The following is a 14,592-nucleotide window of genomic DNA, read 5'->3' as shown; positions in this document are numbered from 1 at the left end:
CTCGGCGGCGGTGTCCGGCTCCGCGGGGCCCGACGGGGTGTAGGTCTGGCTGTCGAGTGTCATGACCCGGTCCCCTCCTCGCCCTGCAGTTGCGCCTGCCGGTCGACCGCGGCCGCATTTAGCACCGCTACATAGTAGAACTAACGGACTTGGTCATCCTAACCGGTGTGATGAGCGTCATCACCCGGGAAGTTCCCGCAGCGCGGTCATAACAGCAGCCCTATCCGGGTGGACTTATTCGATGGTGCCGACCAGCCCGAAGTCATCCAACGCGCGGGCGACCACCGCCACCAGGTCATCCCTGGTGTTCGGACCTTCGACCCGCCAGGCCGACACCGAGATACTCAGGGTGTCGTTGACCTCGCCCGATGCCAGGAACAGCATGCCACCCAGCCGCTCGAGGATCTCGGCGGTGGTCCGCGATTCGATCTGCCGAAGGAACAGCCGCTCGGCGTCGGTGCCGTCCGGGCGGTTCACGTCGGCATCCAGCTTGCCCAGGTTGGAGCAGCCGATCACCGCGCCCACACCCAGCGCCATGGCTTCCAGCCGACGGGCCAGCCCGGTCGGGATCAGCGGAGCGAGGGCCACCGGCCCCAGCAGCTCGAAACGAGCGTCGGCGAGCCCGGCCAGTTTCCGCTTCAGTTCCGCACGCACCTCGCGCAGGCTCGTCGTGACGATGCTGGGGTCGATCGTCAGCGTCATACCGGTCAGGGCGTTGGCCCTGGTGTCGTCTTCGGTTCGCTCGCTGACCGGGAACGACAGCTCCGCCCGACCGTGCTCGTCGACCCGGCCGATGATCTGCCCGACGCGGGCCGCTAGCCCGGCGAAGAGCGAATTACTGGTTCCGCCAAGGGTTTCGCAGCGTTCACGCCAGTGCGCGGCGTCGATATAGACCCCTACCGAGGGGACGGTGACGAGTTCGGCGCCGTCGAGCTTCGCCGGCCGCGGGGCCGAGCGGCCCGCCGAGGACGCCAGGTCGCCGCCGCTGCTGCGGGCGAGCCGGACCGCCGCGACGACCGCCTTGGCGAAGTCGGGTACGGCACGCAGCACCTCGGCGGCGTCCTGGCGCAACGCCTCGCCGCGGGTGCGGGCGTGCGGCTTCGGATAGCCCAGGTCCCACGTCTCGCCGCGCGCGGCCCGAGCGACCGACTGGGTCAACGCCAGCCCGTCGCACACGCTATGGGACGCCACGAGGGTCACCGCCGCGCCGCCTTCGGTGAGGGGTTGCACCGCCAGCCGCCACGACGGCCCGGCCTCGGGGTCCACCGGGATGCGTAACTGCTCGTCGAACCAGGCCATCGCCGCGCTGCGCGGGCGGGCATCCGAAGCGAGCTCGATGTCCGCCGGTCCGGCCCAGGCCACCCAGTGGTCGCGACCGAACGGCAGCGGCGAGCGCTCGATCCGCCGCCCCAGCAGGCCGCGGCCGAGGTTACGGTGGAATCGGCGCAGGGCTTCGAGGTCGACGGGATGCTCGTAGATCCAGTTGTACTGGGCGAGCGGTCCGCGCCCCAGCGCCCGCAAGCCGAGGAACGAGCCCTGGTCGATGTAGGCCAACGTGGAGTCCACACGCGTATGTTAGGCCGCCCCGGCGCTACTGCGGCGGCGTCGCGGGCTCTCCGCGCCGCTTGACCTCCACCCCCAGCTCGTCTGGTACAACCAAATGACCTTCGGCGCAACGGATTTCGACAGTAGCTTCGGCGCCGCAACCGAGATGGGTAAGCCGCAGCCGCGAGTCGTCCATCAGGTGGCGCCGGCCCCATTCGAACATCGACCACACCACCGGCATCAGGTCGGTGCCCGCGTCGGTGAGCACGTACTCCTCGCGCACCCGTTGCCCCGGCTCCCGGTAGGGCCGGCGGGTCAGCAGCCCGGCCTCGACGAGTTCGCTCAGCCGCGCCGAGGTGGCCGCCTTGGTGATACCGACACGGCGGGCGAAGTCGTCGAACCGGGTGGTGCCGTAGTAGGCCTCGCGCAGGATCAGCATCGCCGATTTGGTGCCGATCACCGCCATGGTCTTCTCGATGGGGCACTTGCCAACCGCCGACCAGGCATCCCGGTCGACGAGTGGGCCCTGCAGAACTGTCACCGACATCACTTCTCCTACTGAGTTGCTTTCAATATACCCAGGTGTTATAGCTGGGTATAGAACGCTTTACTCAGCGACGAGGAGGACGTCATGGTCGGATATTCAGGACGCGACGCGGTCATCGTGGGTGCGGTGCGCACCCCGATCGGCAAGGGCAAGCCCGGCGGGGCGCTCCACGGGGTGCTGCCGGCCGATCTGCTGGCGCACAGCCTCGCCGAGCTGGTGGCCCGCACCGGTGTCGACCCCGTCGACGTCGACGACGTGATCGCTGGCGCAGTGACCCAGGTCGGCGACCAGTCGATCAATATCGCCCGCAACGCCCTGCTGGGTGCGGGCTTCCCCGAGTCGGTGCCGGGCACCACCGTCGACCGCCAGTGCGGCAGCAGCCAGCAGGCGATCTCGTTCGCCGCGCAGGGTGTGCTGGCCGGCGCCTATGACATCGTCATCGCCGGTGGTGTGGAGTCGATGAGTCGCGTTCCGATGGGATCCTCGGTGCTGCCCGGCAGCAATCCGTTCGGCCAGCGGTTCGCCGAACGGTACGCCGAGGGCCTGGTCCCCCAGGGCATCAGCGCGGAGTTGATCGCCGCCAGGTGGGGCCTGTCGCGCGCCGAGCTCGACGAGTTCTCCGCGGGCAGTCACGAGAAGGCGGCCCAGGCCAGCAAGGACGGGCTGTTCGACGCCGAACTGGCCCCCATTGCGGGATTGCAGCACGACGAGATCGTCCGCCCCGGGACCACGGTGGAGACGCTGGCCGAACTCCGGCCGGCGTTCTACGACGAGGCCGTCGCGGCCCGCTTCCCGCAGATCAACTGGGCGATCACGCCCGGCAACTCGTCTCCCCTGTCCGACGGCAGCGCCGCGGTGCTGATCACGACCTCGGAGGTGGCCCGAACGCATGGTTGGCGGCCGCTGGCCCGGATCCACACCACCACCGTGGTGGGGTCCGACCCGCTCTACATGCTGACCGGAGTGATCCCGGCGACCGAGAAGGTGCTGGCCCGCGCGGGCCTGAGCCTGGCGGACATCGACCTGTTCGAGGTCAATGAGGCCTTCGCGCCGGTGGTGCTCGCCTGGGCCAGCGACACCGGTGCCGACCTGAGCAAGACCAACGTCAACGGTGGCGCGATCGCGATCGGACACCCACTGGGCGCCAGCGGGGCACGCATCATGACCACGTTGGTCAGCGCGCTGGCACAGCGCGGCGGGCGCTACGGCCTGCAGACGATGTGCGAGGGCGGCGGCATGGCCAACGCCACCATCATCGAGCGGCTGTAGACCTATGCCCACCGAGACCCGTTTCGACGGGGTGCGGGTGCACACTGTTCAGGAAGGTGACGGGGCCGATTAACGACACCTAGGCCCCGGGTCAGCCCGAAGCCGTCCGGCGTGGACGTGTCAGCGAAAGGTCAAGCCTTGTCTTGCTTTTCGGGCTTGGCATCTATTCCGGATTCCTTGCGCTGCTGGGCGGTGATGGGCGCCGGCGCATCGGTGAGCGGGTCGACGCCGCCGCCGGACTTCGGGAAGGCGATCACCTCGCGGATCGAATCGGCACCGAACAGCAGCGCGGTGATCCGATCCCAGCCGAATGCGATGCCACCGTGCGGAGGCGCCCCAAAAGTGAAGGCGTCCAACAGGAATCCGAATTTCTCGTTCGCCTCGGCCTGATCGATGCCCATGATGGCGAACACCTGCTCCTGCACGTCGCGGCGATGGATACGGATCGACCCGCCGCCGATCTCGTGGCCGTTGCAGACGATGTCGTAGGCGTCGGCGAGCACCGCACCGGGGTCGTCGACGATCGAGGTCTGGTACTCGGGCTTCGGCGCGGTGAACGCGTGGTGCACCGCCGTCCACGCCCCCGACCCGACGGCGACGTCGCCGGCTGCGGTGGCGTCGCCGGCGGGTTCGAACAGCGGCGGGTCGACGATCCAGGTGAACGCCCAGGCGGCGGGGTCGATCATGTCCAGGCGGCGGGCGATCTCGCCGCGCGCGGCGCCCAGCAGCGCGCGTGAGGTCTTGACTGGACCGGCCGCGAAGAACACACAATCACCGGGGTTGGCGCCGACGTGGGCGGCCAGGCCGGCGCGCTCGTCGTCGGAGAGATTCTTGGCGACGGGCCCGGACAGCTCGCCGTCTTCCCCGACCAGCACGTAGGCCAGGCCCTTGGCGCCGCGCTGCTTGGCCCACTCCTGCCAGCCGTCCAGGGTGCGGCGCGGCTGCGAGGCTCCGCCGGGCATGACGACCGCGCCGACGTAAGGCGCCTGGAAGACCCGGAACGGGGTAGCCGCGAAGTAGTCGGTGCACTCCACGAGCTCCAGACCGAACCGCAGATCGGGCTTGTCCGAACCGTAGAGCCGCATGGCGTCGGCGTAGGTCATCCGCGGGATGGGACGGGGAACGTCGTAACCGATCAGCGCCCACAGCGCGGACAGGATCTCCTCGGCGACGGCGATGACGTCGTCGGAGTCGACGAAACTCATCTCCATGTCGAGCTGGGTGAACTCCGGCTGGCGGTCGGCGCGGAAGTCCTCATCGCGGTAGCAGCGCGCGATCTGGTAGTAGCGCTCCATGCCCGCCACCATCAGCAGCTGCTTGAACAACTGCGGGCTCTGCGGCAGCGCGTAGAACGAGCCAGGCTGCAGGCGGGCCGGCACCAGGAAGTCACGCGCCCCCTCGGGGGTCGAGCGGGTCAGGGTGGGGGTCTCGATCTCGACGAAGTCGTGGGCAGCCAGCACCGAGCGTGCGGCGGCGTTGGCCTTCGAACGCAACCGGATCGCGTCACCCGGGCCGCCCTCGCGGCGCATGTCCAGGTAGCGGTACTTCAGCCGGGCTTCCTCACCGGCCTGCTCGTCGAGCTGGAACGGCAGCGGGGCGCTCTCCCCCAGCACCGTCAGCGACGTGGCGTTGACCTCGATATCGCCGGTCGCGATCTCGGCGTTGGCATTGCCCTCCGGGCGGATCTCCACCACGCCGTCGACGGCGATGCAGAACTCGGCGCGCAGCCGGTGGGCCTGAGCCAGGACGTCCGCGTCACGGAAGACCACCTGCGACACACTCTGCCCATTTCCTTGCCCACCACCAGCCCCGTCGCGCAGGTCGATGAAAATGACCCCGCCATGGTCACGGCGGCGAGCTACCCAGCCGGCCAGGGTGACCCGCGCCCCGGCGTCGGTGGCCCGCAACGAACCGGCGGCATGACTGCGCAGCACTGAAACTCCTGGGGATCGGAAGGTGAGGAAACGACTGCTCAGTCTATGAGGTGAACTGGACGGGACAATCCACGCCTCGGTGTATGGTCCCCCGCGGAGGTAGCCCGATGACCACGATGTATCCCTGCGAACGCGTCGACACCGACTTCATCAAGACCGCGAAGTACCGGTTCGCGAACAGCGTGGACCTCGCGATCACCCCCGAACAGCTCTTCGAGGTACTCGCCGACGCCGAATCCTGGCCGCAGTGGGCCAAGGCGATCACCCGCGTCACCTGGACCAGCCCGAAGCCCTACGGCGTGGGCACCACCCGCACCGTCGACATGCGCGGTGGGCTGGTCGGCGACGAGGAGTTCCTCGCCTGGGAGCCGCACACCTACCTGGCGTTCCGCTTCAACACCTGCTCGAACAAGACGGTGGCGGCGTTCGCCGAGGAATACCGGGTGGTCGAGACGCCCGGTGGTTGCCGACTCACCTGGACCGTCGCGCAGAAGGCGAACGGGCCGGCCCGGCTGGGGCTGCAACTCGGCGGACCGGTGATGAACCTGACGTTCAAGTGGTTCCTGGCTAGCCTGCGGCGCTACACCGACAAGCGCTACGGCAAGTAGCAAGAAGTCAGTACAACCCCGCCCACGCCTGCCGGCGGGCCGCGTCGGGATCGTCGACCGAGACGTCACGGGTCGACCGGATGACGCGAGTGCGCCGGGTGACGGTGTCATAGCGCGGCCAGTCCGCCATCTCCGCCCCGGTGGCGAAGTCCAGCCAGGTGCGCTGCATCCGCCTACCGACCGAGGGCTGCACCCGCCTGCCCAGCGGATGCAGCTTGCGGCCCAGATAAGACCCGTAGCTGTGCTGGATGTGCACGATCTCGCTGCCGTGCGTGGCCCCGAGCCCCAGCAGGCGCAACGTCCAGGTGGTGTGGTCGAACCGGTAGACGTGGGTGAGCGCGCTGGCACTGTAAGCATCGGCGAATGCCCACGTGGGTGCGCCGAACATGACGTCGGAACCAACCGCGATCCGGGCCCGCCGGCGCGGGTAGTCCGGATAGCCGGCCAGCACGCTGTCCCGCGCGCCGGGGGCGGTGCGGGCGAAGAAGTCGTCGATCCCGGCGGCTGTGGTCGGCAGCATCGGCGGCTTGGACCAGGCGAACATGGATGCCTCGTGGCTGTTGGTGCCGATGATCAGCGGGACCGGGTTGACCGCGCCGACGCGGGCCGCGTCGATCGGATGGCGGGGCAGCAGGTCCACGCCGTGGGTCAGCCCGTAGGCCAGCGTCGGCGTCGTCTCGGCGCTGCGGCGTTGCAGTTCGCCGGCCGCCCGGCGCAGAACCCGTTGCGGCAGTACCGCGAAGGTGGCGGGGTCGGCGCCGACCAGGTCGACGAATTCGTGGGCTCGCCGGGCCCGGGTGTCGCGATCGGCGATCAACGGCAGTGCCGGGCTCTGGGCGATCGCGCGGGCGAACAATCCAGCCCCGGCCGGGCTTGCCAGCAGCGCGAGCACCGATGTCGCTCCCGCGGATTCCCCGAAGATGGTGACGCGCTGTGGATCTCCGCCGAACGCGGCGATGTTGTCGGCCACCCAGCGCAGTGCGGCGATCTGGTCGCGCAGGCACAGGTTGTCGGCGAAGCCGGGGCCGAGGTCGCCGAGTTCGAATCCGCCGAACACACCGAGGCGATAGGTCACGTTGACCACGACGACGTTGCCGTTGGCGGCCAACCGGGAGCCGTTGTAGAGCTGCAACTGTCCGGCGCCGTAGACGAACGCGCCGCCGGGAATCCACACCATGACCGGCAGCAGAGTTCCGGGGTCACGCCGCGGTGACCACACGGTGACCGTCAGGCACGCTTCGTCGCGGATCTTGGGATCGTCGTGACCACCTCCGACGAAGGAGCGGCCCTGCGGAGGTACGGGACCGTGCTCGACGGAGTCGCGAATCCCGGACCAGGGCGCCAGGGGTTCCGGTGCGCGAAACCGGCGCTCTCCGACGGGCTGTTCGGCGTACGGGATGCCGCGCCACACTCGGACGCCGTCTTCGAAGGTGCCCCGCAGGGCGCCCAGGGACGTGTCTACCAGGGTCGACGGATCGGCGACGACGGCCACGGCGCAATCGTAGTGTGGCAAGCTGAACGCGGCCGGATGGTCCCCGGAGGGGCCAGTCTCAAGGAGCGACGATGACCTTCAACGAGGGTATGCAGATCGACACGAGCACCACCTCGACCGGCGGTGGCGGTGGCGGTGGAGGCATCGCGATCGGCGGCGGCATCGGGGGGCTGGTGATCGTGCTTCTGGCACTGTTTCTCGGGGTCGACCCCGGCCAGGTGGTCGACCAGCGGCAGGCGTCGCCCCCCGGCGCCAATCAGTCGTCGGCCTACGACCTGACCAAGTGCAAGACGGGCGCTGATGCCAACAAGTACGTCGAGTGCCGCGTCGTGGCGACCGGCAACTCCGTCGACGGCGTGTGGGAGCAGCTGCTGCGTGGTTACAGCCGCCCTAAGATGACGCTGTTCAAGGGTTCGGTGCAAACCGGTTGCGGCCCGGCCACCAGCGATGTCGGCCCGTTCTATTGCCCCGTCGACCGCACCGCCTACTTCGACACCGACTTCTTCCAGGTGCTCAAGACCCAATTCGGTTCCAGCGGTGGGCCGTTGGCTCAGGAGTACGTCGTCGCCCACGAATACGGCCATCACGTGCAGAATCTGCTCGGCGTCCTCGGACGCGCCCAGCAGGGCGCCCAGGGCGCGACCGGCAACGGCGTGCGCACCGAATTGCAGGCCGACTGCTATGCCGGCGTGTGGGCGCACTACGCCGCGATCACCAAGCAGCCCGGTACCGATGTGACTTACCTGGAACCGTTGAGCGACAAGGACATTGCCGACGCGTTGTCAGCAGCAGCCTCGGTCGGGGACGATCGCATCCAGAAGCAGGCCACTGGCCGGGTCAATCCCGAGCAGTGGACCCACGGCTCGTCGGCCGAGCGACAGAAGTGGTTCACCGTCGGCTATCAAACCGGTGACCCCAAGCAGTGTGACACCTTCTCCGCCCGCGACCTGGGTTAGCCGGGCAGCGCGGCCGTCACTTCGGCCCGCTGGGCGTCGAAGCTGAAATAACCCGCAATCCGCCGGGTTTCCGGGAGCGGATCGTCGTAGGTCCAGGCGATGTCGTCGACGGCGGTGTCACCGATCACCGCGGCCCAGTAAGTCGCGTAGCCCTTGTAATTGCAGTAGCTCGAGCTGGCGGTTCGTCGCAGCAGGTCGGTGCGCACATGCTCTGGTGCGACGTAAAGCCTTGCGGCCAGCGCGGTTTCGAATACGATCACGGTGTCGTCGGTGTCCACCAACACCTCACCGGCGACCGCCACCCGCAGCCGCCGGCGGGTGGGCCGGCAGTCCACCCGGTGGTAGGGGTTGGGCGGATAGTGCACCAGCATGCGCCCCTCCTCAAGCCAGGTGTCGACCGCGTCCCAGGGAACCCGCACGTAGCCGGGCGCCTCGGGCACGGGCTCGGTTGGCAGATCGGCTGTTTCACCGAGGGGGAAGGCATAGCTCAGCGGGTGACCGGACCGATGGACCAGCAACGCGTTCTCGGTGTCGATCACCGGATCGCCGTCCCGTAAAGCCTGGACCCGCCGCGGGTGGGGCTCGACGTAGACAATCGGCTCGGCTACCGGAGCGGAGAACCAGCCCGCCCGGTCCGGGCCGAGCGGGCCGCGGCCGGCGACCAGGCTCAACCTAGATCCTGGCTTCGGCAGCGATCGCGTTGTCGGTGGCCCGAAGCGGCCGGATCAGCGCGTCCTGGCTGAACGACGCGATCAGTTCACCCTCTTCGGTGTGGACCGTACCGCGGATGTAGGACATCCCGGCACCGACCTGAGTGCTCTCGTGGCTGTAGAGCAACCAGCCGGTCCACGACACCGGCTCATGGAAACTCACCGTGACGGTCATCGGCGCGGTGGACACCGTGAGGTGCGACTGGGCGGTGCCGATCCCGGCGTGGGCGCGCATGGTGGTCGAGATGCCCAGGTGCCCGGTGAAGTAGGCGATCAGGGCCTTGGCTAGGTCGTCCCGGTCCGGGATCGGGTCATAGTGCAGCCAGGCGTGGACCTCCGGCGGCCCCACTTCGTCGGGGCTGTTGATGTCGACGATGTCGACGAGCTTGACTTGCCTTCCCGCCATGGGCATTTCGCAGACGTTGGCCTCCTGCGGCCCGGCGACCTGCGGCCTGGGCAGCTGGTGGCGGATCACATCGGGGGTGGGCACGTCGACGAGAACGGTGAAGGTCATGCAGCGCTTGCCGTTCTGCGAGGCGATGACGACCGCGGTGGCAGTCGAGCGCCCCTCGGACACCACGTCGAAGTCGAGGACGACCGGCGGTCCGACCAGAACCGCGCGCGCGAACACCGAATGCACCGAACGGATCGACTTGCCCTCGAAGCGTTTCGCCGCCGCGACGATCACCTGGGCCAGCACCTGGGTCCCCTCGACGACCTGGCGCTCGTCGGCACCGGCCAGGCCGGTCTGGGCGACGAAGCGATCGGTTCCGTCGCCGTCGACCTCGAACAGGTCGAGCAGTCGGCCCACAGTCCACTGCGCCTCGTCGGATTCCGCGGTCATGTCTCTCCTCACTTCCCCGTGCAAGTTCTCAAAAGACGGTAACGTCATTCTCGTCACTGTAACCCGACCGATAAGCTGGACACATGGCCAAGGCAGGTGAACGTTCGCCGGAGGCGGTGCGCGCCGATCCAGAGTCCCGAGTCAATCGCTTCATGCGATCGGCGCTGTCGATCCTGGCCGAGACCGGGCGTACCGACTTCACCGTGCTGGAAGTCGTCGAACGCTCGAAGACATCGCTGCGGTCGTTCTATCAACACTTCACCACCAAGGACGAACTCCTGCTGGCGCTGATCGACACGATCATGGCCGAGTCCACCAAGCAATGGCGCGCACAGACCGAGGATCTGCCGGCCGCCGAAGCCATGCGCGTGCTGATCGACAGGATCTGCACACCCGCTGAAAACACCAAGCAGGACAGCATCAATCGCGGCCTGACGTACTACAACGACCACCTGGCCGAGACGTTGCCCAAGGAGTACTCCCGGGTGCTCTCCCCGCTGCACCAGCTGATCGTCGACATCCTCGAGCGCGGCATCGACGAGTCGGTGTTCCGTACCGACCTCGAAGCGGACACCGCCGCGGCACTGATCATGCAGGCCGTGCTGGGCGCCATGCGGCTGCGCAGCCTGGGCGCCGAGCTCAACGGGGTGCCGATCGACGGCGAGGACATCTACGAGTTCTGCGTCCGCGGCCTGCTGCCCAGCCCCCCGAAGTAACCCGCCCAGCAGGGCACCCATCCGTCACTAAGCACTCGCACCGACCGCGCCGGAAGCGCCCTGTCGAGCCCGGCCGACCGCGTGGTAACGTCATTACCGCTACCGACAAATCAGACTCTCCTAGGAGGCGAGATGGCTTCACGCGAGCTTCCCTACCCGGTGTTCGACGCCGACAACCACTTCTACGAGCCCAAGGAAGCGCTGACCCAGTTCCTGCCGGACAGCCGCAAGGGCGTCATCGACTACATCGATGTCCACGGCCGCACGAAGATCGTGGTGCGCAACCACATCAGCGACTACATCCCCAACCCGACCTTCGAGGTGGTGGCGCGTCCCGGCGCCCAGGAGGAGTACTTCAAGCACGGCAGCGGCGGCAAGAGCTACCGCGAGGTGATGGGCAAGCCGATGAAAGCCATCCCCGCCTTCCGCAATCCCGAAGCCCGCCTCGAGGTGCTCGACGGTCTGGGCCTGGACTACACGATCATGTTCCCCACCCTGGCCAGCCTGGTCGAGGAGCGGTTGAAGGACGATCCGGAACTGATCCTGGACATCATCCACGCCCTCAACCAGTGGATGTACGAGACCTGGCAGTTCAACTACGAGGGCCGGATCTTCTCCACCCCGGTGATCAACCTCGGCATCGTCGACCGCGCCCTGGAAGAACTCGAATGGTGCCTGGAGCGCGGCGCCAAGACGGTGCTGGTCCGTCCCGCACCGGTTCCGGGCTTCCGCGGCAGCCGGTCGCTGGGCCTGCCCGAGTTCGATCCGTTCTGGGACGCGTGCGTCAAGGCCGGCATCCCGGTGTGCATGCACGCCTCCGACAGCGGCTACGCCCAGTACCTCAACGACTGGGAGCCGGCCGAGGAATTCCTGCCGTTCAAACCGACGTCGTTCCGCATGGTGGCGATGGGCAAGCGGCCCATCGAGGACACCATGGCCGCGCTGGTGTGCCACGGTGCGCTGACCCGCAATCCGGATCTGCGGGTGCTGTCCATCGAAAACGGCGCCTCCTGGGTGCCCTACCTCTTCTACCAGTTCAAAGACGTGTACTCCAAGATGCCGCAGGAGTTCCCGGAGGATCCGATCGCCGCATTCAAGCGCTGCGTCTACCTGGCTCCGTTCTGGGAGGACGACTTCAAGAAGATGGCCGACCTGTGTGGCATCGACCGCATCATCTTCGGTTCGGACTGGCCGCATCCCGAGGGCCTGGCCGATCCGATCAACCTGGTCGACGAGCTTGTCGCCCAGGGCCTCAACGAGGACGAGCAGCGAAAGGTGATGGGCGGCAATCTGGTCGAGCTGTTCAAGGTCGCCAACGAGTCGGTTCACAAGCCCGACGTGCCGGCTCTCGTCATCGCTTGACCGATCCGATCGTCATGATGGACGTGCGCGCCGGGACGCCGGCGCGCACGTCCGCTGTATTAAGGAAAGCGAGGACGGCACATGACAGATGTCGCCAATCCCGAACAGATGTTGTTCGTGTCGACGACGCAGGCCTTTCTGGACAAGGAGGCCTCGCTGAGCCGGGTGCGCGAGCTGCAGGCCGCGGACGTCTCCTTCGACGCCCAGTGGTGGCAGCGTGCGGCTGAGCTTGGCTGGGCGAGCCTGCTGGTGCCCGAAAACCTTGGCGGTGGCAGTGTCTCGGGTGACGGGCTGGCCGATCTGGCGCTGGTGGCCGAACTGATCGGACACAGCGTGGCACCTGGTCCGCTGCACCCGGTCAGCATCGTGCTGGCCGGCCTGGTCGAGGCACCGGAGAGCCACCAGGACACCATCGACGCGCTGGTGTCCGGCGAATTGGTGGCGTCTTGGGCGGTCTACGAACCGCGCCGGCCGTTGGCGCCGTTGCAGCCCGGCGTGACCGCGACCCGCACCGAATCCGGGTATCGCATCGACGGGGTGAAGGACCGCGTCGAGGCGGGCACCGAAGCGGGTGCCTTCCTCGTCGTCGCCGATGTCGAGGGCAGCCCTCGCCAGTTCCTCGTCCCAGCCGATCGCGTGCGCGTCACCGAGCAACGCTGCGTCGACATGGTGAAGCGCTACGCCAGAGTCGAATTCGACGGCGTCGTCGTCGACGAGTCGGCCGCAGTCGGCGATGCCACGCAGACACCGGCGATCATCGACCGGCAGCGACAGGTGGCGGTCGTGCTGCAGTGCGCCGAGATCGTGGGCATTCTCGACACCGTGCTGGCGATGACGTCGCAGTGGATGTTCGACCGCCACAGCTTCGGCCGACCGCTGGCGTCCTACCAGGCGCTCAAGCACCGGATGGCCGACATGAAGATGTGGTTCGAGGCATGCCGGGCGACGACGGGAGCCGCGGTTGCCGCGGTCTCGCAGCGCTCGGATGAGGCCGCCCTCTTGGTCAGCGTCGCCAAAGCCTATGTGGCCGACCGAGCCCCGGCGATGCTGCAGGACTGTGTGCAGCTGCACGGCGGCATCGGCGTCACCTGGGAGCACGATCTGCACTTGTTCCTGCGCCGTACCGCGTTGTACCGCGCGCTCTACGGTTCCCCCGAGGAGCACCACCGCACGGTCTACGAGTTGAGCGCCAAGACCGCACGACAGGAGGCCTCCGCATGACCGAGACCACCATCCCGACGGCCACCGAATCGGTCGCCGACTTCGCCGCCAGGGCGCGCGCCTGGCTCGCCGAGAACATGCCGGCCATCGACCCCGACCACCCGCCGTTCTCGGTGCGCGCCGAACAATCGTCCTGGGATCACGCCAAAGAGCTCCAAAAGCGGTTGTACTCCGGCGGTTTCGCCGGAATCTGCTTCCCACGCGAATACGGCGGGCTGGGCCTGGGACCGGCCTACCAGAAGGCGTTCGACGCCGAATGCCGCCGCTACGAGATGCCGCTGATCCTCAATGTGCCGACCTTCACGATCTGTGCGGCCACCATTTTGGACATGGGCACCGAAGCCCAGAAGAAGGACCGGATTTCGGCCGTCATCCGCGGTGACGAGATCCTGTGCCAGCTCCTCAGCGAACCCAGTGGCGGCTCCGACCTCGCCGGCGTGATTACCCGCGCCGACCGACGCGGCGACACCTGGGTGATCAACGGCGCCAAGACCTGGAGCACCAGCGCGTTCGCCGCCGATTACGGCCTGCTGTTGGCCCGCACCGACTGGACCGTGCCCAAACACGAGGGCCTCACCATGTTCCTGGTGCCGCTCAACGCGCCCGGCATCACGATGCGCCGGATCAAAGAGGTCAACGGCAACGAAGAGTTCTGCGAAGAATTCTTCGACGGCCTCGAACTCGGCGACGACGCCGTGGTCGGCGAGGTCAACAAGGGCTGGGAAGTAGCCTCGCGCCAGCTGTTCCACGAACGCCGCGCGGTGGGCGGCGGATCGGAATTCGCCAGCGGAGTCGGCGCGGAAAACGCCACCGAAATGCCACCAGATCACGTCGGGCTGATCGAGCTCACCGGCCAGGCCGACAACCCGGTCGCGCAGGAGCTCGCCGGTCGCGCGCTAACCCGCCGGATCGTCAAAGACCAGCTAATCGATCATGTCGGACACAGCATCGGCAACGGCACCCTGCCACCCAACTCCGGGACGTTGATCCGGCTGTTCCACGCCGAGACCACCGAGCTCGAGGTCGACACCGCGCTGGCGCTCGCCGGTACTGCCGGGGTGATCGACGAGGGCGGCAAGCTGTCCGACCTCGCCGACATCGGGGTGCGGTATCTGTCGCGGCAGACCGGTTCGCTGGGCGGAGGCAGCAGCGAGATGGCCCGCAATGTGATCAGTGAACGCATTCTCGGCTTCCCACGCGAGTTCGCCGCCGACAAGGGCGTGCCGTTCAACGAGGTCAAGCGCGGCCGCACCTAGGTTCCCGACGCCGAGTGTGGGCGTCATGCACGGCATTGCACCTTTTTCCGTGCATATCGCCCACACTCGGTGCGATCAGAACGCCACAACAGGCCGGGCGAAGCAGTACCGGCAGGCGTGTGCGCGACGTCG

The 14,592-nt window shown here is 67.7% G+C and carries 13 protein-coding genes; 7 read left to right on the top strand and 6 right to left on the bottom strand.

Translation table 11 applies throughout. The annotated features are described in order from the left end of the window. Window positions 1-234 precede the first annotated feature (234 nt). A complete protein-coding gene (locus ACXDF8_RS03155; RefSeq protein WP_457221791.1) occupies window positions 235-1,566 on the bottom strand; it encodes a condensation domain-containing protein in 1,332 nt (443 codons plus the stop codon). A gap of 25 nt (window positions 1,567-1,591) precedes the next feature. Then, window positions 1,592-2,086 carry a winged helix-turn-helix transcriptional regulator gene (locus ACXDF8_RS03150; RefSeq protein WP_457222049.1) on the bottom strand — a complete coding sequence of 165 codons (495 nt, stop codon included), beginning with the start codon at window positions 2,084-2,086 and terminating at the stop codon, window positions 1,592-1,594. A 90-nt stretch (window positions 2,087-2,176) separates the two neighbouring features. Between ACXDF8_RS03150 and ACXDF8_RS03145 the strand changes: the two genes are divergently transcribed. Beyond that, entirely contained in the window at window positions 2,177-3,361 is a 1,185-nt protein-coding gene (locus ACXDF8_RS03145) for a thiolase family protein (protein ID WP_457221790.1), read from the top strand. 131 nt (window positions 3,362-3,492) lie between these two features. Here the strand turns inward: ACXDF8_RS03145 and aspS are convergent, their stop codons facing one another. Further along, the gene (gene aspS / locus ACXDF8_RS03140) at window positions 3,493-5,295 is read right to left on the bottom strand and encodes an aspartate--tRNA ligase (protein ID WP_457221789.1); all 1,803 of its coding nucleotides are present in this window, start codon (window positions 5,293-5,295) and stop codon (window positions 3,493-3,495) included. A 116-nt stretch (window positions 5,296-5,411) separates the two neighbouring features. On the opposite strand from aspS, the gene ACXDF8_RS03135 reads away from it, so the two are divergent. Beyond that, the gene (locus ACXDF8_RS03135; RefSeq protein WP_457222048.1) at window positions 5,412-5,903 is read left to right on the top strand and encodes an SRPBCC family protein; all 492 of its coding nucleotides are present in this window, start codon (window positions 5,412-5,414) and stop codon (window positions 5,901-5,903) included. A 7-nt stretch (window positions 5,904-5,910) separates the two neighbouring features. On the opposite strand, the gene ACXDF8_RS03130 is transcribed toward ACXDF8_RS03135, so the two are convergent. After that, the gene (locus tag ACXDF8_RS03130) at window positions 5,911-7,395 is read right to left on the bottom strand and encodes a carboxylesterase/lipase family protein (protein WP_457221788.1); all 1,485 of its coding nucleotides are present in this window, start codon (window positions 7,393-7,395) and stop codon (window positions 5,911-5,913) included. A 71-nt stretch (window positions 7,396-7,466) separates the two neighbouring features. Here ACXDF8_RS03130 and ypfJ point away from each other — a divergent pair, with 71 nt between their 5' ends. Then, window positions 7,467-8,351: a KPN_02809 family neutral zinc metallopeptidase gene (ypfJ, locus tag ACXDF8_RS03125; RefSeq protein WP_457221787.1), complete on the top strand. Its 885-nt coding sequence runs from the start codon at window positions 7,467-7,469 to the stop codon at window positions 8,349-8,351. Here the strand turns inward: ypfJ and ACXDF8_RS03120 are convergent. Further along, window positions 8,348-9,022, bottom strand: coding sequence for a DUF427 domain-containing protein (locus ACXDF8_RS03120; protein ID WP_457221786.1), 675 nt, complete (start codon window positions 9,020-9,022; stop codon window positions 8,348-8,350). The genes ypfJ and ACXDF8_RS03120 overlap by 4 nt on opposite strands. 1 nt (window position 9,023) lies before the next feature. Then, on the bottom strand, window positions 9,024-9,905 hold the full coding sequence (locus ACXDF8_RS03115; RefSeq protein WP_457221785.1) for an acyl-CoA thioesterase: 882 nt from the start codon (window positions 9,903-9,905) through the stop codon (window positions 9,024-9,026). 83 nt (window positions 9,906-9,988) lie between these two features. Here ACXDF8_RS03115 and ACXDF8_RS03110 point away from each other — a divergent pair, with 83 nt between their 5' ends. The 4 genes from ACXDF8_RS03110 (at window position 9,989) to ACXDF8_RS03095 (ending at window position 14,460) form a co-directional block, all read left to right on the top strand. Continuing rightward, window positions 9,989-10,621, top strand: a complete 633-nt coding sequence (locus tag ACXDF8_RS03110; protein WP_457221784.1) for a TetR/AcrR family transcriptional regulator — start codon at window positions 9,989-9,991, stop codon at window positions 10,619-10,621. A gap of 132 nt (window positions 10,622-10,753) precedes the next feature. After that, complete coding sequence (locus ACXDF8_RS03105; protein ID WP_457221783.1) at window positions 10,754-11,983, top strand: amidohydrolase family protein; 1,230 nt, start codon at window positions 10,754-10,756, stop codon at window positions 11,981-11,983. An 81-nt stretch (window positions 11,984-12,064) separates the two neighbouring features. Then, a complete protein-coding gene (locus ACXDF8_RS03100; protein WP_457221782.1) occupies window positions 12,065-13,204 on the top strand; it encodes an acyl-CoA dehydrogenase family protein in 1,140 nt (379 codons plus the stop codon). Further along, on the top strand, window positions 13,201-14,460 hold the full coding sequence (locus ACXDF8_RS03095; RefSeq protein ID WP_457221781.1) for an acyl-CoA dehydrogenase family protein: 1,260 nt from the start codon (window positions 13,201-13,203) through the stop codon (window positions 14,458-14,460). The genes ACXDF8_RS03100 and ACXDF8_RS03095 overlap by 4 nt, the downstream gene beginning before the upstream one ends. The last annotated feature ends 132 nt before the right edge of the window (window positions 14,461-14,592 follow it).

It is taken from the genome of Mycolicibacterium sp. CBM1 (assembly GCF_054073305.1).
This window is presented reverse-complemented; position numbering and strand designations above follow the sequence as displayed.

Bases quoted from the DNA above. Each gene is read 5' to 3' on its own strand.
- ACXDF8_RS03095 (WP_457221781.1), top strand. From the start codon at position 13,201: ATGACCGAGACCACCATCCCGACGGCCACCGAATCGGTCGCCGACTTC.
- ACXDF8_RS03115 (WP_457221785.1), bottom strand. From the start codon at position 9,905: ATGACCGCGGAATCCGACGAGGCGCAGTGGACTGTGGGCCGACTGCTC.
- ACXDF8_RS03135 (WP_457222048.1), top strand. From the start codon at position 5,412: ATGTATCCCTGCGAACGCGTCGACACCGACTTCATCAAGACCGCGAAG.
- ACXDF8_RS03100 (WP_457221782.1), top strand. From the start codon at position 12,065: ATGACAGATGTCGCCAATCCCGAACAGATGTTGTTCGTGTCGACGACG.
- ypfJ (WP_457221787.1), top strand. From the start codon at position 7,467: ATGACCTTCAACGAGGGTATGCAGATCGACACGAGCACCACCTCGACC.
- ACXDF8_RS03145 (WP_457221790.1), top strand. From the start codon at position 2,177: ATGGTCGGATATTCAGGACGCGACGCGGTCATCGTGGGTGCGGTGCGC.
- ACXDF8_RS03110 (WP_457221784.1), top strand. From the start codon at position 9,989: ATGGCCAAGGCAGGTGAACGTTCGCCGGAGGCGGTGCGCGCCGATCCA.
- ACXDF8_RS03105 (WP_457221783.1), top strand. From the start codon at position 10,754: ATGGCTTCACGCGAGCTTCCCTACCCGGTGTTCGACGCCGACAACCAC.